Here is a 20097-nt window from a genome sequence, read left to right on the forward strand (position 1 = left end):
GTTGACAGTAGGGAGAAAGGGGAAGGGGGATTGGTTGATTGTTAGGGAATCGCTAAAGTTTCTATCAGAACCTTAGAAAGTTAGATATTCTAGGGGCTAGATTAGAGATTCAGGCTATTAATCTTCGGGCTACCTATGCTTACGCAAATTGTGCGCCCAATGGTGCAGACCCAACTGCGGCTGTTAGCAAACAGTCGGGCGACCCGTGCAACTCTAGTTTCTACGGTTTCTCACTGGCTTGGTTTTCTGGGTGTTAATGCTCAGGTAACTCAGTTAGATTCTGGGGCTGACAAAATTCAAATTTCTCTGACTGTGGATAAGCCAGAAGCCTGTGACCCTAGAGATTGGCAGCAAATCCTGTGTAACCTTAACCAGGCGGATTCGGAAGCCGATTTACTTTCAACGACTGCTGCAAAGTTTACGCCCCAGCAGCAAAGCAAAATGCATCGCCTGCTGGCGTATTTGATCCAGATTGGCAATCCGGGAGAACCCATAGACTGGACTGTCATCTGTCCCCAATTACAGATGATTGGATTGGATGAGTTGACCCTGATGGGGATTCGATCTGCGTTGAAAGTCCCCCAGTCCTTGGATGACCTGATGAGCGGGTTAGACGCTGATGTGGCGGCGGTAGCTTTGCCCAAGGCAGTGAGTATTGCCATGCTCGACAAACGGGTGAACTCTTCAGAAGATCGGGTGCTGGCAACTCTGCTCAAGGCTATGAGGGAGCAGGAGGAAGCCGCCGCCAATTAACATCGTCAATTAACGCCGCCAGATTGCATCAGCAACCCGGCACACATCTCTCATTTCGCGGATGTCGTGGACTCGGATGATGTCAGCGGACCCTGAGATCGCGGCACAACAGGCTGCCGCCGTTCCCCAGACTCGTTCTTTAGGATTGGGCTGATCCAGAATATGCCCAATAAAGCTTTTGCGTGAGGGACCAACCAGGATGGGGCAACCGAGGGACTGGAACTCTGGCAATCGCCGCAAAATTTCCAGGTTTTGACTGTAGGTTTTGGCAAACCCAATCCCAGGGTCGATCGCAATCAGGGCAGGATCAATCCCCGCTGCGATCGCTGCTTCCACCCGTGCTTGCAGAAAGGTAATGATTTCACCCATCAAATCTTGATAATCGGTGAGTTGCTGCATGGTTTGGGGCTTACCTCGCCTATGCATCAGGATGATGGGTACCCCCAGTTTTGCTACCACTGGCAGCATGTCAGAATCGTAGGTTGCACCCGAAATATCGTTGACAATATCAGCTCCAGCGGCGATCGCGGCTTGGGCAACCTCTGAGCGGGTGGTATCAATTGAAATGGGTGTCGGCAGGGTTTGTCGAATTGCTGCAATCACCGGAACTACGCGGCGCAGTTCTTCTTCCAGGGATACCTCAGCCGCATTGGGACGAGTAGACTGTCCCCCCACATCCAAAAGGTCGGTTCCCGACTCAACCAGGTATCGAGCTTGCGCCAGGGCAGTCTCTACGCGATCAAATTGTCCCCCATCACTGAAGCTGTCCGGGGTGACATTCAAAACGCCCATCAGGTAAGTTCGTTGCCCCCAGGAAAAAGTACCATTCGGCAGATTCCAGGCGGGGAGGGAAGAAAGTGGCTTCATGGGATGGGGAGATAGGGGATAAGGGGGGTGGGGGGTGGGGGATGGGCTACCGGATGCGCTTACGCCGCTCTTCGTTTTTGCGATCGCTCAGAACCCACTCCGCATCGCTCAAGTGGGGGGTGGTTTGCAGGCGGGCGATCGCCCACTGGTTATACTCTGGATTGATTTCGCATCCTAACCACCTGCGCCCGGACTGTTCCGCCACTACCAGAGTGGTTCCAGAGCCAGAGAAGGGATCCAGAACTATATCGTTCTGGTCAGAGGCGGCAAATACAAGCTTGCGGATCAGTGCTTCGGGTTTTTGAGTCGGGTGTCGGGTCTTTTCCTGCATCCCGTTGCAGGTGGTGGGAATTTCAATCACATCCTTGGGCTTGGCTCCGTTGGGATGGGGAGTCCAGTTTTTTCGTCCGGCACCATTCCCGTACTGGCTGGTCGCCGCCTGGGGATGGGAAGGATACTTGAGGGTATGGTTGCCGTAGGGAATCCGAATTCGATCAATGTTAATTTTGGTGCTGGCAGTTTTGCGGAAGTGCAAAATGCTTTCATGCGATCGCCCCCAGTCATTGCCCAGGTTGGCTTTATTTTTGTAATGCCAGATCAGCCAGCGACATTCTTTGAAATAACGGCTGCAAGGGTGTTTCAGATCTGCCAGTATCTCCGAAAAACCCATGATATAGAGGGATCCAGCAGGCTTTAAAACTCTGGCAGCTTCCTCAATCCACTGAAGCGACCAGGCAATGTAGGCTTCCTGGGACTCAAAAGTATCCCATTCCGCCTTCTTCAGGTTGTAGGGAGGATCGGCAAAAACGAGGTCAACGGACGCATCAGCAAGGGTGGGTAGCCATTGGAGGGAATCTCCACAGAACAAACTGCCGGTTTCAGTCTGGTAGTCAACGGTTGCCATCGTCCGTCAGGTTAATCAACCGCTGGGTCAAAATTGCTTCCTGGTTGTAGTCTTGCAACGCACGGGCGATCGCGATTGCCCGCTCATAGGAAGCCACCGCCTGGGACTTGTCACCGGTCTGCTGGTAAACCTGTGCCAGGGCATGGAGAGAAGTTAGCTCTTGACGCAGATTTTCCTGGGTGCGGGCGATCCCCAACCGCTCGTTCAGCATCCGAACGGACTGTTGGTAAGAGCCAGCAGCATTGTAAGCCGTGACCATGCCATCAATTGCCCGGTACTGGTTGGACCGATCGCGGTTCATATCCGCCAGCCGAAAAGCCAGAGCGTAGTATCGCATCGATTCGGCATAGTATCCCGTAATTCGGTAAACATCCCCCAGGTGGTTCAGGGTGGTTGCCTGCGCGACCGTATCCCCCGACTTGCGACTGGCTGCCAGCGATTGCTGAAACGATTGGGCAGCACGCTCGTAATTGCCCGTACCCAATGCCAGTAAGCCAATGCTTTCGTAGGAAACCGCCTGCCCATCCAGACTCCGGATGCTATTGGAAATTGCGACCGCATCGGCAAATAGCTCTTCTGCCCCAGCAATGCCCCCGCGTGGTTGCAAGTTTCGTCCCAAACTGTTGAGGGCGTAAATTTGAGTTTGAAAATCCTGGCGATCGCGGGAATTTGCCAACCAGCGTCGCATCGCATCTTCAAAGGCAGCGTACTGTCCCAAACGGGCATAGGCAAATGCTAAGTAACCATAGGTGAGGGTTTCCGCCTCCCGATCGCCAATTTCCTGGTAAATTTTCAGTGCCTTTTGCCAGGAATCAACCGCCCCCGGTAGAAACCCATCCCTTTCCTGGGTTTTGCCCACCCGCAACAGACTGTCAGCGGTATTCCGAGAACGACCATAGGTGCCATTGTTCAGGCGCACCGTTAATTGTTCATTCAGATCAGAAGCCCTAGCAGGTTGCATCAACCCCGATGGGCTACCCACGACAAACGGAGGCAACACTGCCAACCCCAGAGCGATCGCCCTTAACCGATGGCTCATTAATGCCCTTCTCCAACCTTGCCCGGTTCCTTGCTGCCAATCCATCACGCCCTCCCTACCCGATCACAACTGTCAAAAAAACCCATCCCCCCATCACTCGCCCTACGCTCTATTCTCCGCCGCATCAACATCCAGTTGCCTGCCACCACTGCCAAAACCACTAACCAGATAAATTGTCTGCACATCCTCTGGCAGAACCGCTTCCAGTTGCCGATACGCTTCCTGCAATTTCGCCCTCACTTCTGCCGGAGCCATGACTTCCCCTTCCGCCCGCAGATAAGCAGAAATGCGCGTCTCGCTCCAGTTAAACGTTTGCGCCATCAAAACAATTAATCTCAGGGTTGGTGAGAGCTGATCCAGTGCCCGCTCGATATAACACCAGAGCGGCGGGGAAGCTGCCTTCAAGTCATAGTGAATCGCTTCTACTGGTGGCAAGTCAGAACGATTGATGCAAATCGCTGTGACATTCAGCAGCCAGCTTTGCAAGGTCATCCCCGCACTTTCACCACTCCGCAGATCCAGCCCGCCCAGTTCGTGAAAAATATGCCGCCAGGTCGTCGCAAACAGGTAGTCTGCCTGGACGGGCGATCTCGCTGAGTGGCGGATCAGCGTATAGATCATGGGACTGTAGCGGCAAAAGATAGTGGCAAAATATTGTCCAGAGTCGGGATGGCGCTGAAACAACGTCAGCAATTCCTGATCGCTATAGTGAGCCAGGGATTTGACAATCGGATGGTTACATTCAGGGAATGTGGGAATGGCGGGAAATGGTGGAATGGACACAGCCTTAGTTACCGGGGTGGAAAGAACGACCTTTAAATATATAGGCGCTTTTCTGCAATTGGCACGATTTCTTCAAAAAATAGTAACGAAAGATGATGGATTCGCTATCCCCTGATCCTGCAATGTCTATGCCAACATCCTTCCCCAGAGCGGATATTTTGGTCATCGACGATACCCCAGACAATCTCAATCTATTGTCTGCCATGCTTACCGATCAGGGGTATAAGGTTCGCAGTGTCACCAAAGGAAGCACCGGACTGCGGGGGGCGCAAGTGGTTCCGCCAGACCTGATCTTGCTCGACATTAATATGCCTGAAATGAATGGCTACGAAGTCTGCCAACAGTTGAAAACGAGCGATCGCACCCGCGATATTCCCGTCATTTTCATTAGTGCCCTGGAAGACGTACTGGATAAGGTCAAAGCCTTTTCCGTTGGCGGAGTTGACTATATCACCAAGCCCTTCCATCTAGAAGAGGTGTTAGCCCGGATTGAAACCCACCTCACCATTCGCAACCTGCAAAAGCAGCTTCAGGCACAAAACCTCCAACTCCAACAGGAGATCCGCGAACGGCAGCAAGCCCAGGAGAAATTTACCAAAGCCTTTCGCTCCAGCCCTGCGCCCATTGCCATTACCTCTGTTGCCGAAGGACGCTTTATCGATGTCAACCCCAGCTTCTTACGCCTTAGCGGCTATACCTGGCAGGAAATGATTAGGCATACTGCCGCCGAACTGAGTCTGGGAGTTGAGCCGGTAATTTACAACCAGGCAGTCCAGGAATTGCGAGAAACCGGAACCCTCTTTAACCAGGAATGTGAATTTCGCACCAAATCAGGCGAAGTCCGAGCCGTATTGTTCTGTATTGAACTGATCGAACTGGACAGCATTGAATGCACCCTCAACATCATCACCGACATCACGGAGCGCAAGCGCCTGGAAAATGAATTCATCTCCCTGGTCAGTCACGAACTGAAAACGCCCCTCACCTCCATGATGGGGGCACTGGATATTCTGAGTGCCGGTAAACTGGGCGACCTCACCGAGCAAGGACTCAACGTTCTAAATATCGCCACCACCAACGCCGAGCGTCTGATCCGCCTGATTAACGACATCCTGGATCTGGAACGAATGAAGTCAGGTAAGATGACGATGCAAAAAGCCCTGTGCAATGCAGCGGATCTGTTCATCCAGGCAACGGAAGTCATGCAAGGCATGGCAGATCAGGCAAGCATTACCCTGGTCACGCGCCCGCTAAATGTGGACCTGTGGGCAGATAGCGATCGCCTCCTGCAAACCCTGACCAACCTGCTCAGTAATGCGATTAAATTCTCGGAACCGGGGGGAACGGTGTGGTTAAGGGCGGAAGTGGCGAATGGGGATGGGGATATGGGGGGATGCCCTCCTCCCCTCCTCCCCTCCTCCCCTCTTCCCCCCTCTACTCCCTCCCTCCTGATTACCGTCCAAGACGAAGGGCGCGGCATTCCTGGGGACAAGCTACAAACCATTTTCGAGCGGTTTCAACAGGTGGATGCCTCCGACTCTCGCAAAAAAGGAGGCACGGGGCTAGGGCTTTCCATCTGCCGCAATATTGTCGAGCAGCATGATGGCAAAATCTGGGCAGAGAGCCTCCCTAGCAAAGGCAGTACATTCTATATCCGGCTACCACTACAGCCGCCTTCAGAGCAGTAAGCTAGACCCACCCCTCACCCCCTCACCCCCATTCCCCTCCAAATGACTCAAGTATCTCTGGATGAACTGGTAAAAAAGAGCCGCTCTGGCGAATATCTGATCAGTTTTCCAACGGATACGGTGCCTGCTTTAGCGGCTCGTCCTGACCGGGCAGAACTGATCTTTGAGGCAAAGCAACGCAGCCTGGATAAGCCCTTGATATTGATGGCAGCCACAATTGCCGATCTTTGGCCCTATGTGACTGGTAGCCCAGAGGAACGACAGATCTGGCAGCAGGTAGCTGATAAATATCTGCCGGGAGCGTTGACCCTGGTTTTGCCTGCCAGCGATCGCGTTCCGGCGGCTATGAATCCTAAAGATCCAGGCACGATTGGGGTGCGGGTGCCAGACCGGGCAGTAGCTCGCACAATTCTGAGCCATACGGGACCCCTGGCAACCACCAGTGTCAATCTCTCTGGTCAGTCTCCTTTGTTAACCATGCCTGAAATCGAGCAGCAATTTCCCCAGGTGTTGACTTTGTTCGCTTCTGAACTGGAAGCCCTGGAAGGTTTGTCACCTGACAAAATGGGTGCCAAGGGAGGCTCAGGCATCCCGTCATCCGTCATCCGTTGGACGGGCGCAGGGTGGGAGATCCTCAGGCAGGGGGCGGTACAGCTAGTGTTCCGTTGAACGTTCTAAGGTGGCAGGCTGTCCTACCGATAGAACAAGCACCTTAGGTTTCTTGGAATTCTCTGAATGAGGGCTTTCACCGAGAATTTGGGTACAACAGTTCAGTAGGGATTGGAATTGGGTTCATGAATTGGACAAACCTGGTATGGATGGGGATAGCTTTTGGGTTGGGGGTAGTCTGCGATCGCCTGTGGCAGCAGACCATCAGAAAACGGAAACCAAAATCGGCGGCGCTGGTTGAAACGCCCCTGACCAATGCTTCCTTGGACCCGGTGAAGCAACTTCAACTGGCATACCAGATGGCAACCGAAATGAGCCAGTTTAAGTCCGGTTATCTGGCACGCACGTCCCATGAACTGAGATCGCCGCTGAATGGTCTCATCGGCATGCACCAACTGATTCTGTCCGACCTCTGCGACAGTCCAGAGGAGGAGCGAGAATTCCTTGCCCAGGCACATACCTCCGCCCGCAAAATGGTTGAAGTACTGGACAGGGTGGTAGATGCTGCCCGAGTCCAACACGGCACTACTCAGTTAACGATTCAACCGATTCCCCTGACCCAGATTTTCCAGGAAGTCTACAATCTGACCCAGCTTCTGGCAAAAGACCGCAATGTCGGACTACACATGCAGCCCCCAGACCCAGACATTTATGTGCAGGTCGATCACTTCAGGTTCCGCCAGATCTTACTGCATCTGGTGGAGTCAGCCATTTTACGACTGCCCGAAGAGAGTATTACTGTTTCTGCAAAGCTTTCAGCAGAATTGGGGGATGTTCACATCTGGATTAATGACTCGTGCCCCCTTGCCGCCCGCACTGAACCGGTTAACCTATTGCAGCCAGAAACCTTCCAGCCAGAAACAGCCACCAATCCACCACTGCCATCACCGGGGTTAAATCTACTGATCGTCCAAATTTTGCTGCAATCCATGCAAGGACGTTTGGAAGTGGTGCCTATTCATGCGAGTATTACCGGCTCAGAAGATGCCGACCAAGGAGAGGTTTTAACTCAAATTCGGTGTTCCCTGCCGGGCTACCGGGTGACAGAGGAGTAAAGAAAAATCTTGGGATCAGGACTCTTTCATTTGCAGCAGGACGACTGCATAGGCAGCCATGCCCTCTTCCCGTCCCGTTGCGTCTAATTTTTCGTTGGTAGTCGCTTTAACACCCACCTGGTCAGGCTGGAGCTTGAGAACGCTTGCCAGACGATCGCGCATTGCCGCAATGTGAGGCTTCAACTTGGGACGCTCTGCCACAATCACTGAATCAATATTGCCCACCTGCCAGCCTTTATCCTGGATTAATTGGTTCACCTGAGCCAATAGTTCCAGGCTATCTGCCCCTTTCCACTGCGGGTCTGAGGGCGGGAAGTACAGCCCAATATCGCCCAGGCTCAACGCCCCTAGCATGGCATCCATAATGGCATGGGTCAGCACATCAGCATCGCTATGTCCCAGTAAACCCAATTCATGGGGAATATTCACACCGCCCAGGATCAGCGATCGCTCCGGAACCAAACGGTGGATATCATAACCATTACCGATGCGAATATTGATTGCCATCTTGAAACCCTCGAAACTGCTTTAAATCTCAACGCTAGTACAGTGAGTATTTAATTTTGCAACACCGATCTGTTGAAAGTGTTGGGTTTCGCTACCGCTCAACCCAACCTACGTTGCATAACTTTTGGGTTGCTCTACTAGTTCTCGCTATTGACGGTTTTGCATGTTGATGAATATAGATAAATATTGTTCATCGATGACTTGAATGCCAGGGATAGAGATTGTCATCGAGTTAAGCATGAACCTCTAAGCCTGCCTGGGTTTTGCGATCGCTCTGCAAACTGTAGCCCATCTCGATTAACAGCGTGAGAATAGTTCCAGTTAATGCCTGATGCCAGGTAATTTGCAATCCTGCTTGGGGTCAACCCTAATCTGGATCATTCATATCCCTTCTGAAAGAATCCTGAACATCCTGTCCAAAAACGTTTTTAGCGATTCTGTGTTTTCGACAGCGTGCTTTTTTACACGATGGCTACAACTTCCATTGAGAAGAATGGGAAAGAAGGATGATTCAGGGGCGATCGCGGTATCATTCACGCGCGATCGCCCCCTCTGGCGGTTAGGTTTCCAGTTACAGCATGGTTGATCCTTGCAGAATCAACTCCCTGGGTGCTTTTTGATTGAGTTCGGCTAACTTTTCTAGCCAATTGACCCAGTGGGCACCCTGCAAGTTGGGCAGAATTAGATGGGCATCCCCTACCCGCTCCACAGGACCCAACCCGATCGCCCACATTCCCGCTTTAAGGGCAGCCTCAATTCCGGCGGTAGCATCCTCAACCACCACGCAACTCATAGGATGGAGGTTTAGCTCTTTAGCGGCATAAAGGAAGACATCGGGGGCGGGTTTGGAGTGAGTGACACTCAGTCCATCGGCGATCGCGTCCATGCGATGCAGAATTCCCAACCGTTCCAGCACTTCCCGCGCATTCTTGCTGGCAGACCCCAGCGCAATCTTAATTCCAGCAGCATGCAGTTCATCCAGCAGTTCCGGCACACCGGGGAGCAGATGCTCGGGGGTAATGGTGCGAATCAACTCCAGGTAATAGCCGTTCTTCCGTGCCATCATTTCCTGGAGCTGAGCCTCCGTCACAGAATGCCCTTTGAGCAGATACAGCAACGAGTCACGTCGGGAAACCCCCCGCAGGGCTTCGTTCGCTTTGCGATTGAAGGGAATGCCCTCCTCCTGTGCCAGCCGCTTCCAAGCCAGATAATGAAACTCTGAGGTGTCGGTGAGAACGCCGTCCAGGTCGAAGATGACAGCCTGGAGGGGGAGTGGGGGAGTGGAGTGGGGGAGTGGGGGAGTGGGGGAGAAAGCCTCTGGCTGGCTGCGTTTCCAGATGGTGGTGGATCCCTGTTGGCGCAGGTCAAATTGGTAGACTTTTCCGCGCCAGACAAACTTGAACTTGAGGCGAGTCCAACCTTCGGGAAGGCGGGGTTTGGCAACGGGTCCGTTTTCAGTCAAATGGATACCACCAAAGCCAAAGACGACTGCCTGCCAGGTGCCACCTGTAGACGCAGCGTGAATCCCTTCATGGGCATTGCCACGGACATCGGATAGATCGACTAAAGCTGCCCGCGTGAAGTGTTCATAAGCCTCTGCCGGTTTGTCCAGTTCGCAAGCCATGATGGCGTGGACAGCAGGACCGAGGGAGGAACCATAGGTATGGTCGGTGCGAGGAACGTAGTAGTCCCAGTTAGTTTGTAAGGCTTGACGGGAGAAGTCGTCTTCTGTGGGCTGGGTGAAGATGCCCTGCCGTAGCAGGTAGAACATCATCACCACGTCAGGCTGCTTCAACACCTGGCGGCTGTTGGCTCCTTCAATACCTAGAATTGCCTGCATGGAGCGGGTACGCGGCTCGTAAGCTGCCAGGTCAATGTCTTCCAGGTCAAAAAAGCCCTGGAACTGCTCAATTAACCCGGTGGAGTCCTGGGCAATCCAGATTTTGTCGATGATATCCTGCCAGTGCTGGCGGCGATCGCTCGTTAGATGCAGGCGTTGTTGCAGATCGGTGGCTTGTTCGCGATCGCTCTGCTCCAGCCAGTCCAGCACCTTCAGCGCGGTTCTCAGGTGCCAGCGCATCATGGCATTGGTAAAGGCGTTATTGTCAACCCGCTCATGGAACTCGTCGGGACCGATGACATGATTGATTTCGTAGCAGTGGCGATCGTTGTTCCACTCTGCCCGACTGCCCCAGAATACCGCTGTATCCAGGATCATTTCTGCACCGTAATCCCTCATCCATTCATCATCGCCGGTTGCCTGCCAGTAATGCCAGGTGGCATAGGCGACATCGGTGCTGATGTGTAGCTCAATATCCCCACACCAGATCCGCACCAGATCCTCACCCGTCGGAGTGGGTACCCAGCTAGGGGTGACTTCATCTCCCGTATCGGCACTCTCCCAGACGTACATGGCACCCTCATAGCCCGCTGCCTTTGCCTTGCGACGTGCCCCTGCCAGCGTGTGATAGCGGTAGGTGAGCAGGTTCCGTGCCAGTTCAGGCTGGGTATAGGTGAGACAGGGCAGAATGAAAATTTCCGTATCCCAGAAGATGTGACCGCGATAGGCAAAGCCAGACAGGGTTTTTGCTGGGATACTGACCCGTCGATCGTGGCGGGGGGCAACCGCCAGCAGTTGAAACAGGTTGAAGCGGACTGCCAGTTGAGCCGTCAGATCTCCTTCAATAACAATATCGTTTATCTCCCAGACCTCTGCCCAGGCGGCTTCGTGGTCAGCCAGCAGAATTTTGTAGTCCGCCAGGTTTGCCAGTTTATCCTGTGCCATCAATACTGGCTCACCGACATCACGGGAGGTGTAGACGGTGACCACCTTTTCCAGATAAGCCGTCTGTTCCGGTACGACGGAAAACTGTGTCACCAGGGTGGGGTAACCCTGGAACCCCATAGCAATGGTGTTCTCAGCTTCCACCCCTGATAGGGTAAGCCGTGCCGCCATCCCAACATCAATTTTGCTGTGGCGACTGCGGACATGCAGCCAGATGGCATGGTCGCCCCCTCCCTGGTCTACCGAGTCCCAATGCATAAAGCCCTGGTTGTCGGAATAGGCGTTGAGACTGGTGTGGACTTCCACGGGTCCCGTGTAGTCAATGGAAGTAACCTGGCAGCGGAGGGCGAGGACGTGTTCATCTGCCAGACTCACGAAGCGGTCAAAGCGAAACTCCAGGGTATAACCAGAAGGACTTTGCCAGCGGACGTAACGGCTCAATTCTCCACGTTGCAGGTCGAGCCAGCGCTTATAGCTCAAAATGGTACCCTGATCGAGGCGAAACCGCTCACCACCTACTGAGATCGTGAGTGGTAGCCAGTTGGGGCAGTTTGCCAGTTCAGTAAATACCGTGGGTACATCGTCATAAACCCCGTGGATCAAGGTGGCGGGGCGATCGCCCAGGTAGCCCTCCTCAAACGAACCACGGGTTCCAAGATACCCATTGCTTAGAGTAAAGACGGTTTCCTTGTGGTGCTGTTGAGCTGGGTTAAACCTGTCTTCCGTTGTTTCAATCACAATCCAATCAGCCTGTTGCATTCGTAGCCCTTCTTGACAAACGAGTGAATTCTTTTGCGATCGCGCCCATACGTCCCTAATCTTTGTCTTTTTGGACAGACAAAGACCGATCCAAATTATGATTTGGGGACAAGATTTTTGAGGTTTAAAAAAGTGAAGGAACTCAATCTTTCACTATTGATGTAGAGTTCCCGTTATTAAACATCCTGATCGCAACTTTGGATCTTATTTTTTCCGATTTTTTCGATCAGGTTAAAGAAAAAGCGTTCCTTAATCCATGAGCAATTCTTTACCAGGGGAATGCTCCAGGCACCCTCAATTTCATAAACTCCTTAAGTAATTTTTAAGTTTTGAACATCAACTGCTGTGGAACAAAAATTGACCTTTGAGCGGAGTTTTTGAAATCCAGGGCGGTTTTGCGATTGCGTCACTATTACTTCTTACACGAATGCAAAACACCACTCCGAATAACTGTTCTGTTTCTATGGAAAACTCAACGTTCTGTAATCTTATTTTAGCTCCCTAAACAAACTCTCCACGGGCAACCAATATCACCTTGCCACCGACAAAAACATCAATCTTTTCTTCCGTTTTCTGCGCCCTCAACAGGAGTAAAGAAGGTCTGCCAATTTCGTAACCCTGTTCTACCCGTGCCTCCATTAGATAGGAAGGGGGGAAAGGGGAGAGGGGAGAGGGGGACTGGGTATCGGATGGGAGGGAAGTTGTTTTCTGACCGCTGCCTTCGGTCTCCTGCATTCCGTACTCCGTACTCCCTAACCTGGGCGAATCATCGTAATGCGCCAGATATGCGGCAAAACAACCATTGGCGCTTCCGGTTGCGGGATCTTCAGGAATTCCCACCGCATGGGCAAACATGCGGGCACTAAACTGGTTTGTTGGGTTGCGCACCTCCGGGCAGAAGACAAAAATCATCTTTGCCTGAAGCGGTTCAACCAGGGCAACCAATCGGTCTACATTAACCTTAATCCGCTGCAAAGCTTCCAGGCGCTTCAACGGCGTGATAATAAACGGTACGCCTGTCGAAACTTCCTGAATTGGAAAGCGGGTATCGAAATCATCAAGCTCCAGGTTGAGAACGGCCGCCACAGCTTCAGCGGGTAGGGTTTCTCCAAACACCGGGGGATTTTGCACCATCCACAGCACATCAGGCTGCTGGTTTTTGTAAAGAATGTTGACCGGGATAGGACCCACCTTCAGGTTCAGCGTGACCGTCTCCACCGACTGCCGGATCAATTCCTGTTGCAGGATAAAAGCGGTTCCCAGGGTGGGGTGTCCGGCAAAGGGCAACTCCTGTCCTGGGGTGAAGATGCGCACGGGATAGCCGCCATCCTGTGGTTGAGGTGAAAGGATAAAGGTGGTTTCTGAAAAGTTCGTTTCCCTGGCGATTTGCTGCATCTGCTCGGTTGTCAGATCGCCTGCATCGGTAAAAACGGCCAGTTGGTTTCCGGCATACTTCGCTTCGGCAAAGACATCAACGATGAAGAACTTCAGAGGTGCCATACTTATTTGCGGTGAGTTTGATCCTGCACTTCATAATACTTTTCCTGCGATCGCCCAACCGATAGAATGGAGAACGGCTTAACTTGAGAAGAGGAACCTCATGGCAGAAACGCTGATGTTCAACGCCCTCCGGGAGGCGATCGACGAAGAAATGGCAAAAGATCCCACTGTCCTGGTAATGGGGGAAGATGTGGGACATTACGGCGGTTCCTATAAAGTCACAAAAGACCTTTATCAGAAATATGGCGAATTGCGCCTGCTGGATACGCCGATCGCTGAAAATAGCTTTACGGGCATGGCAGTTGGAGCCGCCATGACGGGCTTACGTCCGATCATCGAAGGGATGAACATGGGCTTCCTGCTGCTGGCGTTTAACCAGATTGCCAACAATGCTGGGATGCTGCGCTATACCTCCGGTGGTAACTTCAAGATTCCCATGGTAATTCGCGGTCCCGGTGGGGTGGGTCGCCAGTTGGGGGCAGAACATTCCCAGCGGTTAGAGGCATACTTTCAGGCAGTGCCCGGACTCAAAATTGTTGCCTGCTCTACGGCTTATAACGCGAAGGGGCTACTCAAATCTGCCATTCGGGATGACAACCCGGTGTTGTTCTTCGAGCATGTCTTGCTCTACAACCTGAAGGATCATCTACCCGAAGAGGAGTACTACCTGCCCCTGGATAAAGCCGAAACCGTTCGCAAAGGTAGCGATGTTACTATCCTCACCTACTCCCGCATGAGGCACCATGTGATGCAGGCGGTCAAAACCCTGGAAAAGGATGGGTTTGACCCAGAAGTGATTGACCTGATCTCGCTCAAGCCTCTGGACTTTGAGACGATTGGAGCCTCTATCCGCAAAACTCATAAGGTGATTATTGTGGAAGAATGTATGCGAACCGGGGGGGTCGCCGCCGAAATTATTGCCTCTATCAACGATCGCTTTTTTGACGAACTGGATGCCCCCGTTTTGCGGCTGTCCTCTCAGGACATTCCCACCCCCTACAACGGCACCCTGGAAAACCTGACGATCGTGCAACCCAACCAGATCGTGGAAGCGGTGAGAAAAATGGTGGAACTGAAGGTTTAGGGGTCAACGGTGAGGGGGTTATTAGTTGTTGGTTGTTAGTGGTTAGTCGGAAGAACAGCAATGATCGGTCAATGAGTGATTGGTAACTCCCCACTTCCAAACCCCAACTCTCAACTCTCAACTTTCACCTCTTAACTTCATCCTTCAGCTTTCATCCTTCATCCTTCCCAGAGGCGCTATCATAGCGATTGTTACAGGGGTTACAACATGCAAAGACAGCGATCGCTTTTAGCGCTTATCCTGGTATTGCTCATTGCTGCCATCGTGGTGATTGTCAGAATGCCACCACGGCTTGGTTTAGATCTGCGGGGTGGGTCTCAATTAACCGTACAGGTACAGACCACCAAAGAAGTACCAGAAATCACCTCCAGGGAGATGGATGCCGTTCTGAGAGTGATTGAGGATCGTCTCAATCCCCAGGGGGTTTCCGAGATTGTGGTTCAGTCAGCGGGTAACGACCAGATTCTGGTTCAGCTACCGGGGGTGAACGATCCCAAGGAAGCGGAGGATTTATTGGATCGGGTTGCCAAACTGGAGTTTCGCAAGCAAAAAGCGGGCAGTGAGGCGCAGCTTCAGGCAGAATACCGGGTGCTGAGAGAATTGCAGTTGCAGCAGGAAACGCTAAGCAAGGGCGATGACCCAAAGGCACTGGAAGACAACAAAGCCGCAATTCAGCGGAGTAATACGGCGATCGCCGGTCTGTTTGAACCCACAGGCTTAACCGGCGAAAACTTAAAAGATGCCTATCCCCAATCGACAAATGTGCAAAATGTTTGGGAAGTGGGGTTGAGATTTGATGGCAAAGGGGCCGATCTGTTTGCGGAATTGACCAAAAGCTTGGCGGGTACCGGGCGATCAATTGGCATTTTTCTGGACAACGAGTTGATTAGTGCTCCCACGGTGGGTCCTGAATTCGCCCAAACGGGGATTACTGGCGGCAGTGCGGTTGTCACCGGAAGCTTTACGGCGCAATCTGCGACCACCCTGGCAACCCAACTTTACGGAGGCGCGTTGCCGGTTCCAGTAGAAGTAGTTGAAACCCGTACCGTCGGTGCGAGTTTGGGGCAGGACAGCATCCAGAGCAGCATCTACGCTGGGATTGGTGGTTTAGTGCTGGTTCTCGGCTTTATGGTGTTTTACTACCGCTTGCCCGGTTTGATTGCAGACATTTCGCTCATTATTTATGCTCTACTGACCTTTGCTGCCTTTAATTTGTTGGGAGTTACACTGACTCTGCCCGGTATTGCCGGATTTATCCTCAGCATTGGGATGGCGGTAGATGCAAACGTGTTGATTTTTGAACGTACCCGTGAAGAGCTAAGGGCAGGGAAAACACTGTACCGTTCGGTTGAAGCTGGGTTTTACCGGGCATTTTCCAGCATTCTAGATAGCAACGTTACAACCCTGATTGCCTGTGCAGCGCTGGGCTATCTGGGAACCAGTTTTGTCCGGGGATTTGCAGTCACCCTGTCCGTTGGAGTTCTGATTAGTATGTTCACAGCTTTGACCTGTAGCCGCACGCTGCTGCTGTTTGTACTCAACTTCCCTGACCTGCGTAAGCCTGGATATTTCTGCCCGAACTTGTCATCCACCAAATCCCAACCGGAGGCAACCTCATGAAGCTTCAGGTGATTAAGCAGCGCAACCTCTGGTGGGGAATTTCCGGTGCGCTGATTCTGGCTGGGATTGCGGCAATGGTTATTTCCTGGCAACAACTTGGTTCACCCCTGCGCCCCAGCCTTGACTTTGTTGGCGGAACCCGGCTTCAGTTTGAACTGGATTGCACCCAGAGTGATTGTAGTAAGCCGATTGATATTGGGGCGGTGCGCTCAGTGTTGGTTGAGCAAGGGCTGGGCAACAGCAGTGTACAGGAAGCAACCAATGAAGGTCGGCGGGGTATTTCGATTCGCTCTTCGCCCCTGAGTCCTGATCAACGATCGCGTTTGCAAACGGCGTTAAGTGAAAAAATTGGTACCTTCGACCCGACAACCACCCGGATTGATACGGTCGGTCCGGTGATTGGGCAGCAGATTTTGTCTTCTGGCTTACTGGCACTCCTGGTTTCCTTTGCTGGAATTACAGTTTATTTAAGTCTACGTTTCCAGCTAGACTATGCCATTTTTTCCCTGGTTGCCCTGTTCCATGATGTGTTGGTGACGGTTGGCATCTTCTCCATCTTGGGTCTACTGTTTGGGATTGAGGTGGATAGCCTGTTCATCGTAGCGCTGTTGACGATTGTTGGTTTCTCAGTAAACGACACCGTTGTAATTTATGATCGGATTCGGGAGACGATCGCCCTCAACCCCGATCGCTCCATCGACGATATTGTCGATACGGCAGTGAACCAGACGTTGTCCCGCTCCATCAATACCACGCTGACCACGCTGCTGCCGCTGGTTTCTATCTTTTTGTTTGGTGGAGAAACTTTAAAGTTCTTTGCCCTGGCACTGATTATTGGCTTTATCGCTGGAGTTTACTCCAGCATTTTTATCGCCAGTACGTTATTGGCACTCTGGCGCGAACGAACCGAGAAAGTGGCTGCCACAGGAACGGGGGATTTGGTCGTGACCGAACCGCCTCAAAAGTCAGATGAAGCCTTGTAGGAAAGCCTATGCTGGACGCGGATGATGGTTTCAACAAAGCGTTTCAACAGGAAATGGAGCGGTTGCACCGGCTGACCGTTTATGGTCGGTGGTTTGTAGTCGGGTTACTCTGGCTAACCGTTGGCTCCCTCAGTTTATGGGGATTGCGTTACCCGATTTCCCTGATTCTCGACCATTTCACCTGGTCAGCAGTCCGCTATGGGCTAGTATTTCATCGGCTGTCGGCGATCGGTCTGGCGATTTGTGTCGGTTCTACTTTAGGTGTCTTAATCTGGCAGAGCCGCAATATTTTGATGGGGATTCCCGATCGCGAAAAGAAGCGATTAGAACAGCAGGTTTACCGCATTCGCCAGCAGGGTCCCACCCATCCCCTCTGGAAATTCATTTGTCAGCGCTAATATCGCCCATCAGCCCCCCGATTTCCCCCCGATTTCCCCCCAGCTTTTTGACTTGATCCCACTAAGGTAAGGTTAGAAAAACTTTACTCAAAGCCTATCCGAAAAACCTCAATCGCTTATACCAATTCTCTTTGAAGCTGCACAGAAGAACGCCTGGTAGACAGGGGGCTTAAGCCCCTTGTTAAGTGCACACTGATATTGAACTGGTATAACGTTCAGACCTCAGGGGATACTGAATCGTTGTATGAATTAGGGCGAAGCTTCAATTCGTACAACCTTCAGTTCATACCCAGAATTAGCCACCTCCAAAGCTAAACCTAAAAGGTCTTCGGATAGGCTTTTGTGGCAATTTGTAGTTCAAACAGTCAGTTATGAAAGCACCGTACCCTCTTGACGCTTTACCCTCGATAAAAGGGAGTTCTGTCCTTTCTAAGCCTCAACCTCACTGTGCATTAATCTCAGTCCACGGGGACCCAAGTGCAGAGGTGGGGAAGGAAGGAGCCGGTGGGCAAAATGTTTATGTACGTGAACTGGGTTTAGCGCTGGCTCAACGAGGGTGCCAGGTTGACATGTTTACCCGGCGTGAAGATCCAGACCAACCCGATGTTGTGGAACATGCACCGGGTTGCCGTACAATTCGGTTAACCGCAGGACCAACTCAATTTATTCATCGAGACGAGCTGTTTGATCATCTGCCGAAGTTTGTGGCAGCATGGCATGATTTTCGCCGGAAATCAGGGAACAACTATTCGATTCTGCATACAAACTACTGGCTGTCTGGCTGGGTTGGCTTAAGGCTCAAATTTGAGTTAGATATTCCCCAGGTCCATACTTACCACTCAATTGGGGCTGTGAAATATCAAACGATGCAGTCCCTCCCCAAGATCTCCCAGGTCAGGCTGGCAACGGAGAAACGGATTTTGGAAACGGCTGACTATGTGGTGGCAACCAGTCCCCAGGAGGAAGCCGATTTGCGTGACCTGGTGGCTCGTCGAGGTAGAATTTCGGTGATTCCTTGCGGGATTGATACTCAGCGCTTTGGGGCTAGCGATCGCCAAACTGCCCGACATCAGCTTGGCATTGACTCAGCCATCCCTCTGATTCTCTATGTCGGACGGTTTGATCCCCGCAAGGGAATTGAAACCCTGGTGCGTGCCTGTGCCAGATTGTCACAGCCATTTCAGCTATACCTGGTCGGGGGCAGTCGGGATGCCGGAATTGACTTCCAAGAACAGCAGCGCATTCGGACTCTGGTTAAAGAGTTAGGCTTAGAATCCGTCACGACGTTTGCAGGTCGTATTCCTCAAACCCGATTACCGGCTTATTATGCTGCTGCCAACGTTTGCGTTGTTCCAAGCTACTATGAACCGTTTGGACTGGTTGCGATTGAGGCAATGGCTGCCAAAACCCCCGTCATTGCCAGCGATGTGGGTGGATTACGTTCAACGGTTGTACCCGATAACACAGGACTCCTCGTGTCGCCCCGCGACGTTAAAGCATTGGCAAACGCCTTGCAACAGATGCTACAGCATCCAGATAGCTGGCAAGTGCTAGGTGAAAACGGATGGAAATGGGTGCAGGAGCGGTTTAGCCGTGCTGCGATCGCAAACCAGATGTATCAACTGTATGAGTCCTTAAGTTACCGGGGGGTTGCGATAGTGGAAGACTATCCGCTTAAAGCCGGGTAGAGAGAAGCTACAGTTTAGTCCTTACCAACTCTTTTGCGATGGAGACTTTGCCAACACAATTTGTCAAATGAATGAAGTTTGAGCTAGGAGAAGAAACATGTTTAATATCGGAGACCATGCTCGACATCAATCAATGGGACATCTAGGTACTGTATTTGGATATGGACATCGAATTGATGATGGTATTTATCTTTCAACTCTGAGAGTCAAGATTATTCCTAAGAAAAGCGCTACAAACTGTCCCATTATTCTGGAAGATGTCACTTCTGCCTGGGTAAAGGTAGATAACCCCAGCCCCGTCTCTCAATGAGGCGTTGCTGATTTTGGGTATGAATGGAGAGTTGTATGAATTGAAGACTTTCAATTGAGTTTGTAAAGTAGTTTGTGTCAAGAGAGGAATATCACATCGGAAACCTCCCTTCAAATTCAATGGCAAAACGATTTAAAGCTGCTTTCCAATCTCGAATCGGCATCGTCCATTTTTTCGAGATGTATGAATTGCCAGGTAGATTACCTTCATGGCAGATTCATCGGTAGGGAAGGAACGGTGGTTGCGTAAAACTTTCCGCAGAGTCATATTCATTGATTCAATGGCGTTGGTGGTGTAGATCGCTTTCCGAATGTCAGCCGGAAACGCAAAGAAGGGAATGATCCGGTGCCAATGGCTCATCCAGGATTTGCTGATAGTGGGATATTGCTTGTCCCAGCGTTCGGCAAAGTCAACCAGGGCTTGCTCTGCCTCGGTTTCAGTTGCAGTGGTATAGATTGCCCTCAGGTCAGCGACGACCGCTTTACGGTCTTTATAGGAGACGTAGCTGAGGGAGTTTCGCACCATGTGAACGATGCATAGTTGCACCTGGGTTTGCGGAAAAACGGTTTCAATCGCCTCTGGAAAGCCTGTTAGCCCGTCCACACAGGCAATGAAGATGTCTTTAACGCCACGATTTTGCAACTCTGTGAGCACCGAGAGCCAGAACTTGGACGATTCATTCTGAGTCATCCACAGTCCTAACAG

General features: G+C 51.8%; 17 protein-coding genes and 1 pseudogene. 10 read left to right on the top strand and 8 right to left on the bottom strand.

The window, feature by feature from the left end; translation table 11 throughout:
* The first annotated feature begins 135 nt into the window (after window positions 1-135).
* A complete protein-coding gene (locus AC1S52_RS15405) occupies window positions 136-753 on the top strand; it encodes a hypothetical protein (protein WP_482029908.1) in 618 nt (205 codons plus the stop codon).
* A 9-nt stretch (window positions 754-762) separates the two neighbouring features.
* Here AC1S52_RS15405 and folP read toward each other — a convergent pair whose 3' ends face one another.
* From folP to AC1S52_RS15425, 4 genes are read right to left on the bottom strand one after another with little or no spacing between them, the layout of a single operon-like run.
* On the bottom strand, window positions 763-1620 hold the full coding sequence (folP, locus tag AC1S52_RS15410) for a dihydropteroate synthase (RefSeq protein WP_482029909.1): 858 nt from the start codon (window positions 1618-1620) through the stop codon (window positions 763-765).
* A 46-nt stretch (window positions 1621-1666) separates the two neighbouring features.
* Window positions 1667-2524, bottom strand: a complete 858-nt coding sequence (locus tag AC1S52_RS15415; protein WP_482029910.1) for a DNA-methyltransferase — start codon at window positions 2522-2524, stop codon at window positions 1667-1669.
* The gene (locus AC1S52_RS15420; RefSeq protein WP_482029911.1) at window positions 2511-3608 is read right to left on the bottom strand and encodes a tetratricopeptide repeat protein; all 1098 of its coding nucleotides are present in this window, start codon (window positions 3606-3608) and stop codon (window positions 2511-2513) included. The genes AC1S52_RS15415 and AC1S52_RS15420 overlap by 14 nt, the downstream gene beginning before the upstream one ends.
* A 57-nt stretch (window positions 3609-3665) precedes the next feature.
* Window positions 3666-4346 (bottom strand): RNA polymerase sigma factor, encoded by a 681-nt coding sequence (locus tag AC1S52_RS15425; RefSeq protein ID WP_482029912.1) that lies wholly within the window; start codon window positions 4344-4346, stop codon window positions 3666-3668.
* A gap of 122 nt (window positions 4347-4468) precedes the next feature.
* Between AC1S52_RS15425 and AC1S52_RS15430 the strand changes: the two genes are divergently transcribed.
* From AC1S52_RS15430 to AC1S52_RS15440, 3 genes are all read left to right on the top strand, one after another.
* On the top strand, window positions 4469-6034 hold the full coding sequence (locus AC1S52_RS15430) for a hybrid sensor histidine kinase/response regulator (RefSeq protein WP_482029913.1): 1566 nt from the start codon (window positions 4469-4471) through the stop codon (window positions 6032-6034).
* Window positions 6035-6076: 42 nt separating this feature from the next.
* Window positions 6077-6703, top strand: a complete 627-nt coding sequence (locus tag AC1S52_RS15435) for an L-threonylcarbamoyladenylate synthase (protein ID WP_482029914.1) — start codon at window positions 6077-6079, stop codon at window positions 6701-6703.
* A 125-nt stretch (window positions 6704-6828) separates the two neighbouring features.
* Window positions 6829-7758, top strand: coding sequence for a sensor histidine kinase (locus AC1S52_RS15440; RefSeq protein WP_482029915.1), 930 nt, complete (start codon window positions 6829-6831; stop codon window positions 7756-7758).
* A 15-nt stretch (window positions 7759-7773) separates the two neighbouring features.
* On the opposite strand, the gene ispF is transcribed toward AC1S52_RS15440, so the two are convergent.
* The 3 genes from ispF to AC1S52_RS15455 form a co-directional block, all read right to left on the bottom strand.
* The gene (ispF, locus tag AC1S52_RS15445; protein WP_482029916.1) at window positions 7774-8265 is read right to left on the bottom strand and encodes a 2-C-methyl-D-erythritol 2,4-cyclodiphosphate synthase; all 492 of its coding nucleotides are present in this window, start codon (window positions 8263-8265) and stop codon (window positions 7774-7776) included.
* A gap of 571 nt (window positions 8266-8836) precedes the next feature.
* Window positions 8837-11809 carry a beta-phosphoglucomutase gene (gene pgmB, locus AC1S52_RS15450; RefSeq protein ID WP_482029917.1) on the bottom strand — a complete coding sequence of 991 codons (2973 nt, stop codon included), beginning with the start codon at window positions 11807-11809 and terminating at the stop codon, window positions 8837-8839.
* Between the two features lie 501 nt (window positions 11810-12310).
* Window positions 12311-13309: a PhzF family phenazine biosynthesis protein gene (locus AC1S52_RS15455; RefSeq protein ID WP_482029918.1), complete on the bottom strand. Its 999-nt coding sequence runs from the start codon at window positions 13307-13309 to the stop codon at window positions 12311-12313.
* Window positions 13310-13409: 100 nt separating this feature from the next.
* On the opposite strand from AC1S52_RS15455, the gene AC1S52_RS15460 reads away from it, so the two are divergent.
* The 6 genes from AC1S52_RS15460 to AC1S52_RS15485 all read left to right on the top strand — a co-directional run bounded on the left by AC1S52_RS15460 (window position 13410) and on the right by AC1S52_RS15485 (window position 19392).
* Window positions 13410-14393, top strand: coding sequence for a pyruvate dehydrogenase complex E1 component subunit beta (locus AC1S52_RS15460; protein WP_482029919.1), 984 nt, complete (start codon window positions 13410-13412; stop codon window positions 14391-14393).
* Window positions 14394-14600: 207 nt separating this feature from the next.
* On the top strand, window positions 14601-16013 hold the full coding sequence (gene secD, locus AC1S52_RS15465) for a protein translocase subunit SecD (RefSeq protein ID WP_482029920.1): 1413 nt from the start codon (window positions 14601-14603) through the stop codon (window positions 16011-16013).
* Complete coding sequence (gene secF, locus AC1S52_RS15470; RefSeq protein WP_482029921.1) at window positions 16010-16996, top strand: protein translocase subunit SecF; 987 nt, start codon at window positions 16010-16012, stop codon at window positions 16994-16996. The genes secD and secF overlap by 4 nt, the downstream gene beginning before the upstream one ends.
* An 8-nt stretch (window positions 16997-17004) precedes the next feature.
* Window positions 17005-17394, top strand: a complete 390-nt coding sequence (locus AC1S52_RS15475) for a hypothetical protein (protein ID WP_482029922.1) — start codon at window positions 17005-17007, stop codon at window positions 17392-17394.
* Window positions 17395-17765: 371 nt separating this feature from the next.
* Window positions 17766-19082, top strand: coding sequence for a glycosyltransferase (locus tag AC1S52_RS15480; protein ID WP_482029923.1), 1317 nt, complete (start codon window positions 17766-17768; stop codon window positions 19080-19082).
* Window positions 19083-19179: 97 nt separating this feature from the next.
* Window positions 19180-19392 (top strand): hypothetical protein, encoded by a 213-nt coding sequence (locus AC1S52_RS15485; protein WP_482029924.1) that lies wholly within the window; start codon window positions 19180-19182, stop codon window positions 19390-19392.
* A 91-nt stretch (window positions 19393-19483) separates the two neighbouring features.
* Here AC1S52_RS15485 and AC1S52_RS15490 read toward each other — a convergent pair.
* Window positions 19484-20097, bottom strand: a pseudogene (locus AC1S52_RS15490) (IS256 family transposase); the annotation flags it as partial.

Source organism: Kovacikia sp. CALU 1929, from assembly GCF_056784235.1.

Excerpts from the sequence above, each read along its gene's own strand:
- AC1S52_RS15480 (WP_482029923.1), top strand. The coding sequence starts at position 17,766 with ATGAAAGCACCGTACCCTCTTGACGCTTTACCCTCGATAAAAGGGAGT.
- secD (WP_482029920.1), top strand. The coding sequence starts at position 14,601 with ATGCAAAGACAGCGATCGCTTTTAGCGCTTATCCTGGTATTGCTCATT.
- folP (WP_482029909.1), bottom strand. The coding sequence starts at position 1,620 with ATGAAGCCACTTTCTTCCCTCCCCGCCTGGAATCTGCCGAATGGTACT.
- AC1S52_RS15440 (WP_482029915.1), top strand. The coding sequence starts at position 6,829 with ATGAATTGGACAAACCTGGTATGGATGGGGATAGCTTTTGGGTTGGGG.
- AC1S52_RS15405 (WP_482029908.1), top strand. The coding sequence starts at position 136 with ATGCTTACGCAAATTGTGCGCCCAATGGTGCAGACCCAACTGCGGCTG.
- AC1S52_RS15420 (WP_482029911.1), bottom strand. The coding sequence starts at position 3,608 with ATGGATTGGCAGCAAGGAACCGGGCAAGGTTGGAGAAGGGCATTAATG.
- AC1S52_RS15435 (WP_482029914.1), top strand. The coding sequence starts at position 6,077 with ATGACTCAAGTATCTCTGGATGAACTGGTAAAAAAGAGCCGCTCTGGC.
- AC1S52_RS15475 (WP_482029922.1), top strand. The coding sequence starts at position 17,005 with ATGCTGGACGCGGATGATGGTTTCAACAAAGCGTTTCAACAGGAAATG.
- ispF (WP_482029916.1), bottom strand. The coding sequence starts at position 8,265 with ATGGCAATCAATATTCGCATCGGTAATGGTTATGATATCCACCGTTTG.
- secF (WP_482029921.1), top strand. The coding sequence starts at position 16,010 with ATGAAGCTTCAGGTGATTAAGCAGCGCAACCTCTGGTGGGGAATTTCC.
- AC1S52_RS15455 (WP_482029918.1), bottom strand. The coding sequence starts at position 13,309 with ATGGCACCTCTGAAGTTCTTCATCGTTGATGTCTTTGCCGAAGCGAAG.
- pgmB (WP_482029917.1), bottom strand. The coding sequence starts at position 11,809 with ATGCAACAGGCTGATTGGATTGTGATTGAAACAACGGAAGACAGGTTT.
- AC1S52_RS15430 (WP_482029913.1), top strand. The coding sequence starts at position 4,469 with ATGTCTATGCCAACATCCTTCCCCAGAGCGGATATTTTGGTCATCGAC.
- AC1S52_RS15415 (WP_482029910.1), bottom strand. The coding sequence starts at position 2,524 with ATGGCAACCGTTGACTACCAGACTGAAACCGGCAGTTTGTTCTGTGGA.
- AC1S52_RS15460 (WP_482029919.1), top strand. The coding sequence starts at position 13,410 with ATGGCAGAAACGCTGATGTTCAACGCCCTCCGGGAGGCGATCGACGAA.
- AC1S52_RS15485 (WP_482029924.1), top strand. The coding sequence starts at position 19,180 with ATGTTTAATATCGGAGACCATGCTCGACATCAATCAATGGGACATCTA.